Source organism: Vagococcus lutrae (assembly GCF_023299185.1).
Classification (GTDB): Bacteria; Bacillota; Bacilli; order Lactobacillales; family Vagococcaceae; genus Vagococcus_A; species Vagococcus_A lutrae.
In genome coordinates, this window is the sequence record NZ_CP097017.1 from 934,194 (window position 1) to 950,322 (window position 16,129).

The 16,129-nt window shown below is 37.3% G+C and carries 16 protein-coding genes; 11 read left to right on the top strand and 5 right to left on the bottom strand.

The genetic code is table 11. The features are described from left to right. Positions 1-60: 60 nt before the first annotated feature. Together M2919_RS04455 and M2919_RS04460 are read right to left on the bottom strand one after the other, a co-directional pair. A complete protein-coding gene (locus tag M2919_RS04455) occupies positions 61-666 on the bottom strand; it encodes a class I SAM-dependent methyltransferase (RefSeq protein WP_248849406.1) in 606 nt (201 codons plus the stop codon). Position 667: 1 nt separating this feature from the next. Beyond that, positions 668-1,234: a DUF459 domain-containing protein gene (locus M2919_RS04460; protein ID WP_222317215.1), complete on the bottom strand. Its 567-nt coding sequence runs from the start codon at positions 1,232-1,234 to the stop codon at positions 668-670. A gap of 97 nt (positions 1,235-1,331) precedes the next feature. Here M2919_RS04460 and M2919_RS04465 point away from each other — a divergent pair, with 97 nt between their 5' ends. The 3 genes from M2919_RS04465 to guaA all read left to right on the top strand — a co-directional run bounded on the left by M2919_RS04465 (position 1,332) and on the right by guaA (position 4,457). Then, complete coding sequence (locus M2919_RS04465; RefSeq protein ID WP_023606547.1) at positions 1,332-1,862, top strand: acyl-CoA thioesterase; 531 nt, start codon at positions 1,332-1,334, stop codon at positions 1,860-1,862. A 95-nt stretch (positions 1,863-1,957) separates the two neighbouring features. Then, positions 1,958-2,881, top strand: a complete 924-nt coding sequence (gene coaA, locus M2919_RS04470; protein ID WP_023606548.1) for a type I pantothenate kinase — start codon at positions 1,958-1,960, stop codon at positions 2,879-2,881. A gap of 16 nt (positions 2,882-2,897) precedes the next feature. Further along, on the top strand, positions 2,898-4,457 hold the full coding sequence (gene guaA / locus M2919_RS04475; RefSeq protein ID WP_248849407.1) for a glutamine-hydrolyzing GMP synthase: 1,560 nt from the start codon (positions 2,898-2,900) through the stop codon (positions 4,455-4,457). A gap of 118 nt (positions 4,458-4,575) precedes the next feature. On the opposite strand, the gene M2919_RS04480 is transcribed toward guaA, so the two are convergent. From M2919_RS04480 to M2919_RS04490, 3 genes are read right to left on the bottom strand one after another with little or no spacing between them, the layout of a single operon-like run. Further along, on the bottom strand, positions 4,576-5,457 hold the full coding sequence (locus M2919_RS04480) for a hypothetical protein (RefSeq protein ID WP_248849408.1): 882 nt from the start codon (positions 5,455-5,457) through the stop codon (positions 4,576-4,578). Between the two features lie 25 nt (positions 5,458-5,482). Further along, positions 5,483-6,571, bottom strand: coding sequence for a hypothetical protein (locus M2919_RS04485; RefSeq protein ID WP_248849409.1), 1,089 nt, complete (start codon positions 6,569-6,571; stop codon positions 5,483-5,485). Beyond that, the gene (locus M2919_RS04490; RefSeq protein WP_248849410.1) at positions 6,561-8,033 is read right to left on the bottom strand and encodes a DUF5677 domain-containing protein; all 1,473 of its coding nucleotides are present in this window, start codon (positions 8,031-8,033) and stop codon (positions 6,561-6,563) included. The genes M2919_RS04485 and M2919_RS04490 overlap by 11 nt, the downstream gene beginning before the upstream one ends. Before the next feature lie 792 nt (positions 8,034-8,825). Here M2919_RS04490 and M2919_RS04495 point away from each other — a divergent pair. From M2919_RS04495 to tcpF, 8 genes are all read left to right on the top strand, one after another. Continuing rightward, entirely contained in the window at positions 8,826-9,140 is a 315-nt protein-coding gene (locus tag M2919_RS04495) for a YdcP family protein (RefSeq protein ID WP_000420682.1), read from the top strand. A gap of 15 nt (positions 9,141-9,155) precedes the next feature. Next, the gene (locus tag M2919_RS04500) at positions 9,156-9,542 is read left to right on the top strand and encodes a YdcP family protein (protein ID WP_000985015.1); all 387 of its coding nucleotides are present in this window, start codon (positions 9,156-9,158) and stop codon (positions 9,540-9,542) included. A gap of 28 nt (positions 9,543-9,570) precedes the next feature. Then, positions 9,571-10,956, top strand: coding sequence for an FtsK/SpoIIIE domain-containing protein (locus tag M2919_RS04505; RefSeq protein WP_000813488.1), 1,386 nt, complete (start codon positions 9,571-9,573; stop codon positions 10,954-10,956). 176 nt (positions 10,957-11,132) lie between these two features. Further along, positions 11,133-12,338 (top strand): MobT family relaxase, encoded by a 1,206-nt coding sequence (gene mobT, locus M2919_RS04515; protein ID WP_248849411.1) that lies wholly within the window; start codon positions 11,133-11,135, stop codon positions 12,336-12,338. A gap of 42 nt (positions 12,339-12,380) precedes the next feature. Further along, positions 12,381-12,602: a hypothetical protein gene (locus M2919_RS04520; RefSeq protein ID WP_001009056.1), complete on the top strand. Its 222-nt coding sequence runs from the start codon at positions 12,381-12,383 to the stop codon at positions 12,600-12,602. A gap of 116 nt (positions 12,603-12,718) precedes the next feature. Next, positions 12,719-13,216 carry an antirestriction protein ArdA gene (locus M2919_RS04525; RefSeq protein ID WP_248849412.1) on the top strand — a complete coding sequence of 166 codons (498 nt, stop codon included), beginning with the start codon at positions 12,719-12,721 and terminating at the stop codon, positions 13,214-13,216. Between the two features lie 88 nt (positions 13,217-13,304). Continuing rightward, on the top strand, positions 13,305-13,697 hold the full coding sequence (locus tag M2919_RS04530) for a conjugal transfer protein (protein WP_000723888.1): 393 nt from the start codon (positions 13,305-13,307) through the stop codon (positions 13,695-13,697). After that, entirely contained in the window at positions 13,681-16,128 is a 2,448-nt protein-coding gene (tcpF, locus tag M2919_RS04535) for a conjugal transfer ATPase TcpF (RefSeq protein ID WP_000331160.1), read from the top strand. The genes M2919_RS04530 and tcpF overlap by 17 nt, the downstream gene beginning before the upstream one ends. Position 16,129 lies beyond the last annotated feature (1 nt).

Here is a 16,129-nt window from a genome sequence, read left to right on the forward strand (position 1 = left end):
TTACAGAACCTTTATAAGTATACAACAAGAACGATAACGACGCAAGTCCTTTGTACCAAATTAAGCTTCTTTGATACTACGTAAGATATAGTAGCCTTTATCTTTGGCGACTACCTCGACATTTCCAAATACTTCTTCTAACTTTTTCATGGCACTTGGCGCTCCTTGTTTCTTTTGAATGACGCACGTCAACGTTCCACCTGTAGTTAAATACTGATAACTCTCACTTAAAATCTCATGGACGACCTTTTTCCCCGCGCGAATTGGAGGATTTGTTACGATTGCTGCGAAACCATTTTCTTTTACAGATTCATACGCATGTGAATGATAAATTTCTACCTTGTCTATGCCATTGATACGAGCATTGCGTTGCGCCAACTCTAGCGCACGGTCATTCACGTCTACCATTTCTACCAAACGTCCTGTTTCTTTCGCTAGCGTTAAGCCAATCGGACCATAGCCACAACCAACATCTAAGATTGGTCCTTCGGGTAACAGTGTTGTTTCAAAATGCTCTAACAACACGACACTACCATAATCGACACGGTCACGAGAAAACACACCGCTATCCGTTGTAAATTTTAAAACATGACCACGCAACTCAAACGTCCATTCCTGATAATCATGAGCACTCTGAGGGTCATTCGTATAATAATGATTTGTCATGTCAAACTCCTTTACTTTCTTTAATCGCCCGAGCCATTTCTTTCGCTAGTAAATCATACCCTTTATTTGAAAAATGTAAACCATCTTTTTGTAAATAAACGTTCGGGTCAGGTGCAGCCATCATACTCGCCATCATATTTACATAAGGCAAGTGATACTTCTTTGCTAGTTTTTTTGTCACGTCACGATACAGCATTAAACGTTCTAATGGACGGTCAGTATGACGAAGCAACTGATTGGTATACGGCGGCGAAACTAGCACCACTTTTTCTTGACCGATTAATTGAATCATCTCTTCTAAATTTCTTTGATAGCGATCGAGCGAGACAAACTTATGACGAGCGGCATCATTGGCTCCAAAAAAAATCACGACGATGTCAGGTTTATATTTTAAAACATGCGCCTCAATCCGTTTCAAGCCATCTTCTGTCGTTTCACCGGGAATCCCTGCATTGATAATATCTGCCTTTGGAAAATATTCCGACATTCGACACGTTAATTTCGCTGTGATTTCTTTTTTCGTATAGCCGGCTGTAATACTATCTCCAAATAAAACCATCTTTATCATCACTTTTCGCTCCTCTCTTTTTCACATACTACGTTACTTGTGTTATAATCATAACGCATTATTTTAATCATCATAGCACGATAGGAGATCTTTTAACATGTCAAACGAATCATTACCCGAAGTCTTACATTGTAAAGACACACGGGTTGTCCAAACACATCTTATTTTACCACCCGATTTAAATTATCATCAAACACTATTTGGCGGAAAACTTATGGGCTTTATTGATAACTGTGCAGCCATTTCTGCTGCGCGCTTATCCCGCAAACCCGTCGTGACTGCTTCCACTGACCGTCTCGACTTTTTCGAACCCCTTTATGCCAATCAATCTGTTTGCCTCGAGTCTTTTGTTTCTGGAACAGGTCGCACTTCAATGGAAGTATTTGTCAAAGTAACTGGCGAAGACTTGCCAACAGGTCGCCGCTTTATCGCTGCAACATGCTTTATGACATTTGTCGCAGCTGGGGATTTACCAGAAGGGTACACATTACCACGCGTTCAACCTGAAACAGCCGAAGAAATTGCTGTCAGCAAAGACTATCTCACTCGCAAAGAAAACCGCATGCGCGATTTAAAATTACGCGAAGCATTTGCCAAAGAGATTTCACTCGACCCACCTTGGATGTAAAAATTCAAGAAAAATGAAGAAAACTCAAGCAGCTTATGATAAGATAGTATCATTGATTTAATATCATAATTCGTAAACTTGGAGGCTTACTTCTCATGAACACATCCAAAAAGTTTCACCGTTTTTCTCGGGAAGAATGGCAGGAGCTTTACCGCAACGGTATTCCCCCACTCACGGAAGAGGAATTACAAGAAATCAAGAGTTTAAACGACCAAATATCTTTACAAGACGTACAAGATATTTATTTGCCACTGACACATTTAATTCGTGTCTATATGAAAGAATATGAATCTTTACAAGTCAGTAAAGGATTATTTATTCAATCATATCAAGGTGTCCCTCCTTACGTTATCGGCGTAGCAGGTAGTGTGGCCGTTGGAAAAAGCACGACCGCTCGCTTATTACAAATGATGTTGTCACGTCTTTTTAAACGACGTAATGTCCGTTTAATCACGACCGACGGCTTCTTATATCCTAACGCCGTCTTAGAAGAACGTGGTATCATGAGCCGCAAAGGATTCCCGGAAAGCTATGATATGGAACGCTTGATTGACTTTTTAGATGCGGTGAAAAGTGGCAAAGAACGTATCGACATTCCCGTCTATTCACATGAAAGCTACGATATCGTTCCCGACCAGATTGAAACGATTGTTGAACCAGACATTTTAATTGTCGAAGGGATTAACACGTTACAACTACCGGCAAACGAACAGATTTATGTGAGTGACTTCTTTGACTTCTCAGTCTACGTCGATGCCGACCCTGCGTTAATCGAAACATGGTATTTAGACCGTTTCGGTTCTCTCTTAGATACTGCCTTTCGTAATCCTGGAAACTTCTACTACCCGTATGCTATGGGACCTAGAGAAGAAGCCTTTGAAATGGCCCAACGTGTCTGGAAGACCGTGAACTTAAAAAACTTGGAAGAATATATCCTTCCAACCCGCAGCCGAGCTGATGTTATTCTCCGTAAAGAAGAACATCATCAAATCGCTGAAGTATTCTTACGTAAATATTAAAATTTTATAGAAAAAGGTGAAAAATGTGACAAAAGATATTGCATCTCTTGAAAAAATTATTGTCTTAGATTTCGGAAGCCAATATAACCAACTCATTACACGACGAATTCGTGAGTTTGGTGTTTTTTCAGAATTACTTAGCCACAAAACAACAGCCGCAGAAATCAAAGCGATGAACCCTAAAGGGATTATCTTCTCAGGTGGTCCCAATAGCGTCTACGCAGAAGATGCCTTTAAAGTTGACCCTGCTATTTTTGACTTAGGTGTGCCTGTTTTAGGCATTTGCTACGGTATGCAACTAATGACCGCTCAATTCAATGGAAAAGTAGAAGCCGCTTCTAAACGCGAATACGGCCAAGCTTTTATTGATGTCAAAGAAAACAAAGCTGGCTTATTCTCAGAGTTACCAACAAACCAACAAGTCTGGATGAGTCATGGCGACTTAGTCACAGAAGTTCCTGAAGGTTTTGAAGTGACTGCAACAAGCTCTGACTGCCCAATTGCAGCAATGGCTGATACAGCGCGTCAATTCTATGGCGTTCAATTCCACCCGGAAGTTCGTCACTCTGAATATGGTAATGACTTACTAAAAAACTTTGCTTTTGACGTTTGTGGCTGTAAAGGTGATTGGTCAATGGAAAGCTTCATTGATATCGAAATTGCTAAAATTCGTGAAACAGTCGGCGATAAAAAAGTACTCCTTGCCCTTTCTGGCGGTGTCGATTCAAGTGTTGTTGGCGTTCTTTTACAAAAAGCAATCGGCGACCAATTAACGTGTATCTTTGTCGACCACGGCTTGTTACGTAAAGATGAAGGCGACCAAGTTATGGATATGTTAAGTGGTAAATTTGGTTTAAATATCATCCGCGTTAACGCTCAAAAACGATTCTTAGACAAACTAGCTGGCGTTTCTGATCCTGAACAAAAACGTAAAATCATCGGTAACGAATTCATCTATGTTTTTGACGATGAAGCAGCTAAACTAGATGGTATCGAATTTTTAGCACAAGGAACTCTTTATACTGATGTTATTGAAAGTGGAACGGATACGGCAGAAGTGATTAAGTCTCATCACAATGTTGGTGGTTTACCTGAAGATATGGAGTTTCAACTGATCGAGCCTTTAAATACTTTGTTTAAAGATGAAGTTCGTGCTTTAGGTACTGAACTAGGCATGCCTGACCACATCGTTTGGCGTCAACCATTCCCAGGACCAGGTCTTGGTATTCGTGTATTAGGGGAAATCACGGAAGAAAAATTAGAAATTGTGCGCGAAAGTGACGCCATTTTACGTGAAGAAATTGCTAAAGCAGGTCTTGACCGTGATATTTGGCAATACTTTACCGTCCTACCAGGTATTCGTTCTGTTGGGGTCATGGGTGACGGTCGTACATATGACTACACTGTTGGTATACGTGCTATCACTTCTATTGACGGCATGACTGCTGACTTTGCTCGTATCGATTGGGATTTACTACAAAAAATCTCAGTTCGTATTGTTAACGAAGTCCCTCACGTTAACCGTATCGTGTATGATATTACAAGCAAGCCACCTGCAACAGTAGAGTGGGAATAAAGAGCTAACATAATATGAATGGGGAATGCCTATTTAACAGCATTTACGGATATGTAAAACTGACAAAAGTGACTTAATTTAATATGGTTCCCTGCCAAAAACCCTGCCAAGAAAATTCTTAGCAGGGTTTATTTGATAATCTATAATCTTTAATCCACTCTTCAAAAATCGGAGCCTTTATATCAGTTTTATCAATTTGTGAGATACGTTCTTGTTGTTTGGGACTTAATTTACTCATTGCTTCATTAGCCGTTTCTAGTATATGTGTTATCTCTTGTCCGACAACACTTTCAACAATTTGATTTTCAGCTTTTATTTCACCTCCTTGCTTATAAATTTCTGTGTTCTCCCAATATTCTAATTCTCCCTTTTTATATAGAGTAACAAGAATGATTCCCATCATAACAGTAATCGTTCCAAATGTTCCATTGGCCTCATTACAAAAAGTATAACTTGTTATTCCTCTATTAATAACCATATGCGGTCTCAATTTAGCAATATTTTTTTCGTCGTTCTTTATTTCCTCAATATCATCAAAAAAGAATACGTGATTTTCAATTTCCCCAATATTATCCCTTTTTGCTAATAAATAATCAGACATTACTTTTTCCATATGTCTAAGAAAATTTAGAGTCTCAGAACCAACAATTTCATTTTCTGTAAAATCGATAATGTCTAAATACAAACTCCTCCAACTTACCGACGTGACAAAATAAAAGAAATCAGTACTATAAGGAAATACTTTGACAGAATTTCTTTGAAACTTATAAAAAATATTATTTGCAAAATAAGTTTCAGTTCTAGAAAATCTTCTTTCACAATCAGCGCATAACATATAATGCTTCTCACTATCTTGAACTATTCTATTTGGATTAGCAGTATTTCTGACGCCTCCAACTGACGTTTTCTTTAAGTGCCTTGCCACCATTTTAGGAACTATATGGCTCAATTCAAGTTTTTTATCGGAACCACACAACGCACATTTTTGGATTTCATTCATTTTTATCCTCCAATTTTATAATCACTTATTCTTTTAATTCTTCCAAGTAACTCCTAATCACCCCTCTAATCTTTACAATATTCTTATCAGCATATAATGTATATGATTCAGCATATAATTTCTTACCAAAATTCATATCCATTGACTTTTGATGGATTTTTTTAAAATCGAGTATAGGTGTATATTCCAAATATAATAAATGTGATAGTACGCTCTTTAACTCAATCTCAGCACCTCTAGGATTTTTTTGTTCCTCTGATAAATTACAATCAATCAGCTCACTTAGAAATACAAAGTAATTAAAGGGAGTCCTTGACCTAATGAATGGTATTACTTCAAAATTATTTGATATATCTATTATTGCCAAAGCTTGCCTAAAATATCCATACACTGCTAGAAAAAAAATCGTTCCATCATTGTATTCAGGAGGGACAAATTCTTCATTTTCCTTTCTATATCCTTTAATTCTATCACTCCAACAATTTGACACATCATCTTCATCATATAGAATGATATTTGCTATTTTACTTTCATCAATGTATTTTTCGATATCATTCACTGTAACTACTTTATTTCTATACTCTTTCAGATTGTCTACACCATCGAATAACTGACAAAATAACCTTTCTGTCATTCCATGAAGCTTATCATTATGTTGATACACCAATTCGGATACAAACCTAATCGGAATAACCCACAATAGATTCCTGTAATTTTCAATCAGTTTTATATTATCTTTCATTGTTTCTATAATTTTCTGACTCATAAACTCATATTGTAGGCTTGTTGAGACTTCATCAAACATACTTAATTCATTGATGTACGATGCTAAAGGATCATCAAATACATGATGATCTCCCAACAAGAAAAAAGAATCCTGTTCCCTATCATCTATATCGAAGTTAGTTGCCCCAGTAAAACAGAAGGTATCTTTGTCTTTGAATAGATATCTACCAGCTAAAATAATAATATTTCGATTTTTAAACCAAAAAATGTTAATCTCATCTATAGTCTCTCTAGAAAAAGTTTTTTCTGAACTTGCAACTACTCTTTTCAATATCTCTAAATAATCTTGTTGAATAGTTTCTAATTCTTCAATTATTTTATTGGTCATAGTAATCCTCTTTTCTTAAGAAATCTGGTAATTCATAAATTTGATTCAAAACATCAATGTGTTTATTCATTATCTTCACACAATCGTTGGCAACTGATTTTAATTTTTGCTTATTTTCAATATCCGGAACTCCATGATACATATGACCTGGGGCATTACATTTTAATATTGAACTTTCTCTAATCGCTCCCCACAATCCATGTTCAAATTGAGAATCGTAATCATAGGCATACCTCCATAGATTGCCTTCCTCTACAGATTCAAACTTAGTCTTAATATTACCTTTACCAAAATAATTAGTATCCATATCAATAAACTCTTTATTGGTAAACTCTGATACCAATGCGTCAATATACTCAAATTCAACATGATTTGTTTCTAGTTCAGGATTGTTCTCAGCATATCTTTCAAAAATCAACTTATATTGCCCAATACCGTAATATTGAAACTCATTCCAAATATCCTCATGATTTGGCTCTTCTTTTAATAAATATTTTGTCATCATTAAATTTTCAGCTAAGGAACGTACAATTGTTCTACCTGAAATTGTATGCTCTAAATCGTGATCTACTAACTCTAATATTCTTTTATATGAATAAGTAGCAATTCCTATTAATGTTAACATTTTCGTATCTAACACCATAGTATTTTTAAATATTTCATTATAGTATTCTAAAATATCATGAACATATATTTTATATTTATCTAAGTCTATCAATTTATTTTCAAGCATCGATATATAACACTCCTTACATTCAGTTAACAAACTAACTTTTCCCCAAAACTCTTCCGCAAACATATTATTTTTATTTTCTTCATCTGCATTTACTAATCCGCCTTCTAACGCTCTTATACTAGGTCTCAAAAAATTCATTTCACTATCACTATGAGAATAGTAAGGATAATCCGTTAACCTCTCAGGTAAACTATCATCTACCGAAAAATACAATTTCTCGGAAATAGACATACTATAGATAATTAGGTATCTAATATCCGTCGATAAATCTGCTTGATGACTACTTATTTTCGCTAACATACTATTCAAAGTTTCAGTTCTACTCAGAATAGATTCTAAATATCCATTTATATAATAATCAAAAACATCTGATTTCCCACTCAAAACAAGAGACAATGGTCTAAGATAATGCAATATACCAAGTTCCTCCATATACGAAAAAAAGATAGCTTGATTTTGCTTATCTAACCTAAGAATCAAAGATATTTTTGGCAAATCTATTTCATAATCTTTATCTAATTCTTTAAGTCTCATCAATAATTTCATACACTTCTCTAACTGCTCTGTTCTTTCTCCGCCATCAATTATTAATCCTAACCAAAAATATTCTGGAACTCTGCCGTAACTCCAAGAATCTTTTTTTGAAACAGTACTCATTATCTCATTAAAAGGTGTAACAAATTTCCCTTTTTTTAAATGATGTTCTGTCAATTTACTATTTCTCATAAAATATCACCAACCGTTTCATTTTTTATAATTTGATAACTAATGAAAAACTATTTTTTTCAAAAGATTTCAGTTGACATAGATATAAAATTATCTCCTACAATAATTTTAGTACAGATTCTTATTGATTTCTACGATTAAAAATAACTTACGTTTTCGTATTGTAAGATTCAGTGAATAACTCAAATTATTTAATTACTTTTCTCTTTAAAATTTCTTTCTCATTAGTAACTTTTATACAACCAACTTTGCTTTAACGTCATATAAAATAACTAAATTATAATTATAACAAACACTGATAACACAATGTTATTTTTTAAAACAAACATTGTTAAATAACAATGTTTATGAGATTATAAAATCAAGCGATGGCCCTTGCAAAAAAATTATAGGAGAATTACTTATGAAAAAATTATCATCATTTTTAGAATTCAATACTTCAAATTTTTTTAATATAAAAATAGCATAAAAATCTAGTTATCCGCATAAAAACTGGACTTATCACACTTTATCAAGGTCAAAACCACTCAATTTACTACTAATTTACTACTTATGAATGAGCTTTGATACGACGATTTATCCTTGAAAAGTGAAGATATAAAGATACTTCCAATAAAATTTGAATATTTAATAGGTAGACACTTCAAAAAATGAGGTGTCTATTTTTTTACCCGATTTTGAAAGGAAGTGAACTTATGAAAACAAAAAATCAAGAATCAAAAGGTCGTTCCCCACTCTTTAAGACCATCAAACATTCATTCAGCCAATAAAAAAGAAAGGATAGGTAAAAATATGGAACTTAAATTTGTGATTCCCAACATGGAAAAAACATTCGGCAATTTAGAATTTGCTGGCGAGGATAAAGTCGTTCAGCGAAGAATCAACGGACGGCTAACTGTCTTATCAAGAAGCTATAATCTCTATTCTGATGTTCAAAGAGCAGATGATATTGTGGTGGTGCTTCCTGCTGAAGCTGGCGAAAAACATTTCGGCTTTGAGGAACGTGTGAAGTTAGTCAATCCACGTATTACCGCAGAGGGCTACAAAATCGGCACTCGTGGTTTTACAAATTACCTTTTACATGCTGACGACATGATAAAAGAATAAAGAAAGAGAGGAAAAATGATGAGATTAGCAAATGGCATTGTATTAGATAAAGACACGACTTTTGGAGAATTGAAATTCTCTGCTCTACGTCGTGAAGTGAGAATCCAAAATGAAGACGGGTCGGTTTCAGATGAAATCAAGGAACGTACCTATGACTTAAAATCCAAAGGACAAGGACGCATGATTCAAGTAAGTATTCCTGCCAGCGTGCCTTTGAAAGAGTTTGATTATAACGCACGGGTGGAACTTATCAATCCCATTGCGGACACCGTTGCTACTGCCACCTATCAAGGAGCAGATGTTGACTGGTATATCAAGGCAGACGATATTGTGCTGACAAAGGATTCTAGTTCATTCAAAGCTCAACCACAAGCAAAGAAAGAACCGACACAAGACAAATAGTCGCTAGGTAGAAAGGAGACTTTTTCGCATGAAACAGCGTGGTAAAAGGATTCGCCCATCTGGTAAAGATTTAGTCTTTCATTTTACGATAGCGTCACTCCTGCCTGTTTTCCTGCTGGTTGTCGGACTGTTTCATGTGAAGACAATCCAGCAGATCAACTGGCAGGATTTTAACCTATCACAAGCAGATAAGATTGACATTCCCTATTTAATTATCAGTTTCAGTGTCGCAATTCTTATCTGCTTGCTGGTAGCGTTTGTATTCAAACGGGTTCGCTATGATACGGTTAAACAACTTTACCACCGTCAAAAACTGGCAAAGATGATACTTGAAAACAAGTGGTATGAATCTGAACAGGTCAAAACAGAGGGTTTCTTTAAAGATAGTGCTGGTCGTACAAAGGAAAAGATAACCTACTTCCCTAAAATGTATTATCGACTTAAAAATGGCTTGATACAGATACGGGTGGAAATCACGCTGGGAAAATATCAAGACCAACTCTTACACTTGGAAAAGAAATTAGAGAGTGGCTTGTACTGTGAGCTGACGGATAAAGAGTTAAAGGATTCCTATGTGGAATATACTTTGCTCTATGACACCATAGCCAGTCGTATTTCTATTGATGAAGTAGAAGCTAAAGATGGTAAACTTCGCTTAATGAAAAACGTATGGTGGGAATATGATAAGCTCCCTCATATGTTGATTGCTGGTGGTACAGGTGGCGGTAAAACTTACTTTATACTGACACTGATTGAAGCCTTGCTTCATACAGATTCAAAACTGTATATTCTTGACCCGAAAAATGCTGATCTTGCGGACTTAGGTTCTGTGATGGCAAATGTCTACTATAGAAAAGAAGACTTGCTTTCTTGCATTGAAACATTCTATGAAGAAATGATGAAACGTAGTGAGGAAATGAAGCAGATGAAGAACTATAAGACTGGCAAAAATTATGCTTACTTAGGTCTCCCGGCACACTTCTTAATCTTTGATGAATACGTCGCTTTCATGGAAATGCTGGGAACAAAAGAAAACACCGCAGTTATGAATAAGCTGAAACAGATTGTCATGTTAGGTCGTCAAGCTGGCTTCTTTCTAATACTGGCTTGTCAACGTCCAGACGCAAAATATTTAGGCGACGGAATCCGTGATCAGTTTAATTTCAGAGTGGCTTTAGGTCGTATGTCTGAAATGGGCTATGGCATGATGTTTGGCAGTGACGTACAAAAGGATTTCTTCTTAAAGCGAATCAAAGGTCGTGGCTATGTTGATGTAGGAACAAGTGTCATATCAGAGTTTTATACTCCCCTTGTACCAAAAGGATATGATTTCTTGGAGGAAATTAAAAAGTTATCCAACAGCAGACAGTCCACGCAGGCGACGTGCGAAGCGGAAGTCGCAGGTGTGGACTGATCTTGCTGGCTGGTGTGGCAATAGCCACGCCAGCACTTAACCCCCCGTATCTAACAGGGGGGTACAAATCGACAGGAAACAGTCAAAAAACATTAGAAAATCCTTTGGTTACAAGGGATTTACAAAATTTCAGCGTATGTCAAATGGGCTTTAAAAGTTGACATACGCCTTTTTGATTGGAGGGATTTTTACTGAATGAACAAACTTGGTTACAGCATTTAAAAGAAAAACGCTTGGCTTATGGACTATCTCAAAACCGTTTAGCTGTTGCGACTGGTATTACAAGGCAGTATCTAAGCGATATTGAAACAGGAAAAGTCAAGCCATCAGAGGATTTACAGCAGTCCCTTTGGGAAGCTCTGGAACGCTTCAATCCCGACGCTCCCCTTGAAATGCTGTTTGATTATGTAAGAATTCGCTTTCCGACAACAGACGTACAGCAGGTGGTCGAAAACATCTTACAACTGAAACTGTCCTATTTTCTTCATGAGGACTATGGTTTCTATTCTTATTCAGAGCATTATGCTTTAGGCGACATATTCGTCCTTTGCTCCCATGAACTGGACAAAGGAGTTCTGGTGGAATTGAAAGGTCGTGGGTGCAGACAATTTGAAAGCTATCTTCTGGCACAACAAAGAAGCTGGTATGAGTTCTTTATGGACGTTTTGGTGGCTGGCGGTGTGATGAAACGCCTTGACCTTGCCATTAACGATAAGACAGGGATTTTAAATATCCCTGTACTCACTGAAAAGTGCCAACAGGAAGAATGTATCTCCGTCTTCCGCAGTTTTAAAAGCTATCGCAGTGGCGAACTGGTACGCAAAGAGGAAAAGGAATGTATGGGAAACACCCTCTATATCGGTTCATTACAAAGTGAAGTTTATTTCTGTATCTATGAAAAGGTCTACGAGCAGTACAAGAAAAATGATATTCCCATTGAAGACGCAGAAGTAAAAAACCGTTTTGAGATTCGATTGAAAAATGAGCGTGCCTATTATGCAGTCCGTGATTTACTCGTCTATGACAATCCAGAGCATACCGCCTTTAAAATTATCAATCGGTATATCCGTTTTGTAGATAAAGACGATTCCAAACCTCGTTCTGATTGGAAACTGAATGAAGAATGGGCTTGGTTTATTGGGAACAATCGTGAACGATTAAAACTAACCACAAAACCAGAGCCTTACTCCTTCCAAAGGACGCTGAACTGGCTATCTCATCAAGTTGCCCCGACCTTAAAGGTTGCGATTAAACTTGATGAAATCAACCAGACGCAGGTTGTAAAAGACATTCTCGACCATGCGAAACTGACAGACCGACACAAGCAGATTTTGAAGCAACAGTCAGTAAAAGAACAGGACGTGATAACAACAAAAAAATAACTCAAATACAAATTCATTGAATATAGAGAGGAGAACATTTTTATGAATTTTGGACAAAACCTTTATAACTGGTTTCTATCAAACGCTCAATCACTGGTGCTTTTAGCAATCGTTGTGATTGGCTTGTATCTTGGCTTCAAGCGTGAGTTTAGCAAACTGATTGGCTTTTTAATTATTGCGATTATTGCGGTTGGCTTAGTCTTCAACGCTGCTGGAGTAAAAGACATTTTACTAGAGCTATTCAATCGCATTATTGGTGCTTAAATAAAACCGTTCTTTTGTGGAATATAAGTGGTTTTCTTATGTTCCGCAAAGGAATGGTACACCAAACGAAGTGCGGTAGGGATTTTTGAATCTCTACAAAGAAAGGACGTGAATATATGGACGATATGCAAGTCTATATTGCGAATTTAGGCAAATACAATGAGGGCGAATTGGTCGGTGCGTGGTTTACCTTTCCCATTGACTTTGAGGAAGTCAAAGAGAAAATCGGCTTGAATGATGAATATGAGGAATACGCCATTCATGACTACGAGTTACCCTTTACGGTTGACGAACACACTTCCATTGGCAAACTCAATCGACTATGGGAAATGGTATCGGAATTACCCGAAGAATTACAATCGGAGCTATCTGCTCTGCTCACTCATTTTTCAAGCATTGAAGAACTAAGCGAACATCAAGAGGATATTATCATTCATTCCGATTGTGATGATATGTATGACGTGGCACGCTACTACATTGAAGAAACGGGTGCTTTAGGCGAAGTACCAGCTAGTCTTCAAAACTATATTGATTATCAAGCCTATGGTCGGGATTTAGACCTTTCAGGAACGTTTATCTCAACCAATCATGGGATTTTTGAAATCGTCTATTAAATCTGTCGGTACATTACTACTGGCAGATTTTCTATTTTACGGGGTGGCTCAATCAGCTACCCCTATTTTTTATGAAAGGATTGATTACATGAAGAAAATACGAAGCTATACCAGTATCTGGTCTGTGGAAAAGGTACTGTATTCTATCAATGATTTTAGACTTCCGTTTCCCATAACCTTTACGCAAATGACATGGTTTGTCGTGTCACTCTTTGCAGTGATGATACTTGGCAACTTGCCCCCTCTTTCCATGATAGAGGGAGCATTTCTCAAATACTTTGGGATTCCTGTGGCTTTCACATGGTTTATGTCTACAAAAACTTTTGATGGTAAAAAGCCTTATGGATTTTTGAAGTCTGTCATTGCTTATGCACTGCGACCAAAGCTGACCTATGCAGGAAAAAAAGTAACGCTTGGCAGAAACCAGCCACAAGAAGCCATTACAGCAGTTAGGAGTGAATTTTATGGCATATCCAATTAAATACATTGAAAACAATCTCGTCTGGAATAAAGACGGGGAATGTTATGCTTACTATGAGCTTGTTCCTTACAATTACTCATTTCTAAGTCCAGAACAGAAAATACAAGTGCATGATTCTTTCAGACAGCTTATCGCACAAAATCGTGATGGCAAAATTCATGCTTTACAAATCAGTACAGAATCCAGCATACGTTCTGCACAAGAGCGTTCCAAAAATGAAGTCACTGGCAAGCTCAAAGCGGTTGCCTATGACAAAATCGACCAACAGACAGACGCTTTAATATCCATGATTGGCGAAAATCAAGTGAACTACCGTTTCTTTATCGGCTTTAAGTTGCTTCTCAACGATCAGGAGTTTTCTATGAAAAGTCTTACCGTTGAAGCAAAAAATGCTTTGTCTGATTTTGTCTATGATGTGAACCATAAGCTGATGGGCGATTTTGTTAGTATGAGTAATGATGAAATCCTGCGTTTTCAGAAGATGGAAAAGCTCTTAGAAAATAAAATCTCTCGTCGTTTCAAAATCCGCAGGTTAGATAAGGACGACTTCGGCTATCTGATTGAACACCTTTACGGACAGACAGGCACTGCCTATGAAGAGTATGAGTACCATCTATCAAAGAAAAAGCTGGATAATGAAACGCTGATTAAATACTATGACTTGATTAAGCCTACTCGCTGTTTGGTGGAAGAAAAACAGCGATATTTGAAAATCCAGCAGGAAGATGAAACCGTCTATGTAGCTTACTTTACCATTAACAGCATTGTCGGAGAACTGGACTTCCCGTCCTCTGAAATCTTCTACTACCAGCAACAGCAATTTACATTCCCGATTGATACGTCAATGAATGTGGAAATTGTAGCGAATCGTAAAGCCCTATCTACTGTCCGCAATAAAAAGAAAGAACTGAAAGACTTGGATAACCACGCTTGGCAAAGTGATAATGAAACCAGCTCCAATGTGGCGGAAGCTCTGGAAAGTGTGAATGAGCTGGAAACCAATTTAGACCAAAGCAAGGAATCTATGTACAAGCTGTCTTATGTGGTAAGGGTATCAGCAAATGATCTTGACGAACTCAAACGTCGTTGTAATGAAGTGAAAGATTTTTATGACGATTTAAGCGTAAAACTGGTACGACCATTTGGGGATATGCTCGGCTTACATGAAGAATTTTTACCTGCCAGCAAGCGTTATATGAATGATTATATTCAATACGTGACCTCTGATTTCCTCGCTGGTTTAGGTTTTGGTGCTACTCAAATGCTGGGGGAAAATGAGGGGATTTATGTTGGCTACAGCTTAGATACTGGACGCAATGTCTATCTGAAACCTGCTCTTGCCAGTCAAGGGGTTAAGGGTTCAGTAACCAATGCGTTAGCGTCGGCTTTTGTTGGTTCGCTGGGTGGTGGTAAATCCTTTGCGAATAACCTTATCGTCTATTATGCGGTGCTTTATGGGGCACAAGCAGTGATTGTAGACCCAAAAGCAGAACGTGGCAGATGGAAAGAAACCTTGCCAGAGATTTCCCATGAAATCAATATCGTCACTCTGACTTCTGATGAGAAAAACAAAGGCTTACTTGACCCTTATGTGATTATGAAAAATCCCAAAGATTCTGAATCACTGGCTATTGATATTCTGACATTCCTTACGGGGATTTCCTCTCGTGATGGGGAACGCTTCCCAATCCTTAGAAAAGCCATTCGTGCAGTAACCAATAGTGAAGTACGAGGGTTGATGAAAGTGATTGAGGAATTACGGGTTGAGAATACGCCACTAAGTACCAGTATAGCCGACCATATCGAAAGTTTTACAGACTATGACTTTGCACATTTATTATTCAGTAATGGTTATGTGGAGCAGTCTATCAGCTTAGAAAAACAACTGAACATTATACAGGTTGCGGACTTGGTACTTCCCGACAAGGAAACTTCCTTTGAGGAATATACCACTATGGAGCTTTTATCCGTTGCTATGCTGATTGTCATTAGTACCTTTGCTTTAGACTTTATCCATACAGACCGAAGCATTTTCAAGATTGTAGATTTAGACGAAGCATGGAGCTTTTTACAGGTAGCACAAGGAAAAACACTATCTATGAAGCTGGTTCGGGCTGGTCGTGCTATGAACGCTGGGGTATATTTCGTGACCCAAAATACAGACGACCTCTTAGATGAAAAACTGAAAAATAACCTCGGCTTAAAATTTGCATTTCGTTCCACTGACCTTAACGAGATTAAAAAGACCTTAGCCTTTTTTGGTGTAGACCCAGAGGACGAAAACAATCAGAAGCGATTGCGTGATTTGGAAAACGGGCAATGCCTTATCAGTGATTTATATGGTCGTGTCGGTGTGATACAGTTCCACCCTGTATTTGAAGAACTGCTCCATGCCTTTGATACCAGACCACCTGTGCGAAAAGAGGTGTAAA

Excerpts from the sequence above, each read along its gene's own strand:
- M2919_RS04455 (WP_248849406.1), bottom strand. The coding sequence starts at position 666 with ATGACAAATCATTATTATACGAATGACCCTCAGAGTGCTCATGATTAT.
- M2919_RS04460 (WP_222317215.1), bottom strand. The coding sequence starts at position 1,234 with ATGATAAAGATGGTTTTATTTGGAGATAGTATTACAGCCGGCTATACG.
- M2919_RS04465 (WP_023606547.1), top strand. The coding sequence starts at position 1,332 with ATGTCAAACGAATCATTACCCGAAGTCTTACATTGTAAAGACACACGG.
- coaA (WP_023606548.1), top strand. The coding sequence starts at position 1,958 with ATGAACACATCCAAAAAGTTTCACCGTTTTTCTCGGGAAGAATGGCAG.
- M2919_RS04480 (WP_248849408.1), bottom strand. The coding sequence starts at position 5,457 with ATGAATGAAATCCAAAAATGTGCGTTGTGTGGTTCCGATAAAAAACTT.
- M2919_RS04485 (WP_248849409.1), bottom strand. The coding sequence starts at position 6,571 with ATGACCAATAAAATAATTGAAGAATTAGAAACTATTCAACAAGATTAT.
- M2919_RS04490 (WP_248849410.1), bottom strand. The coding sequence starts at position 8,033 with ATGAGAAATAGTAAATTGACAGAACATCATTTAAAAAAAGGGAAATTT.
- M2919_RS04495 (WP_000420682.1), top strand. The coding sequence starts at position 8,826 with ATGGAACTTAAATTTGTGATTCCCAACATGGAAAAAACATTCGGCAAT.
- M2919_RS04500 (WP_000985015.1), top strand. The coding sequence starts at position 9,156 with ATGATGAGATTAGCAAATGGCATTGTATTAGATAAAGACACGACTTTT.
- M2919_RS04505 (WP_000813488.1), top strand. The coding sequence starts at position 9,571 with ATGAAACAGCGTGGTAAAAGGATTCGCCCATCTGGTAAAGATTTAGTC.
- M2919_RS04520 (WP_001009056.1), top strand. The coding sequence starts at position 12,381 with ATGAATTTTGGACAAAACCTTTATAACTGGTTTCTATCAAACGCTCAA.
- M2919_RS04525 (WP_248849412.1), top strand. The coding sequence starts at position 12,719 with ATGGACGATATGCAAGTCTATATTGCGAATTTAGGCAAATACAATGAG.
- M2919_RS04530 (WP_000723888.1), top strand. The coding sequence starts at position 13,305 with ATGAAGAAAATACGAAGCTATACCAGTATCTGGTCTGTGGAAAAGGTA.
- tcpF (WP_000331160.1), top strand. The coding sequence starts at position 13,681 with ATGGCATATCCAATTAAATACATTGAAAACAATCTCGTCTGGAATAAA.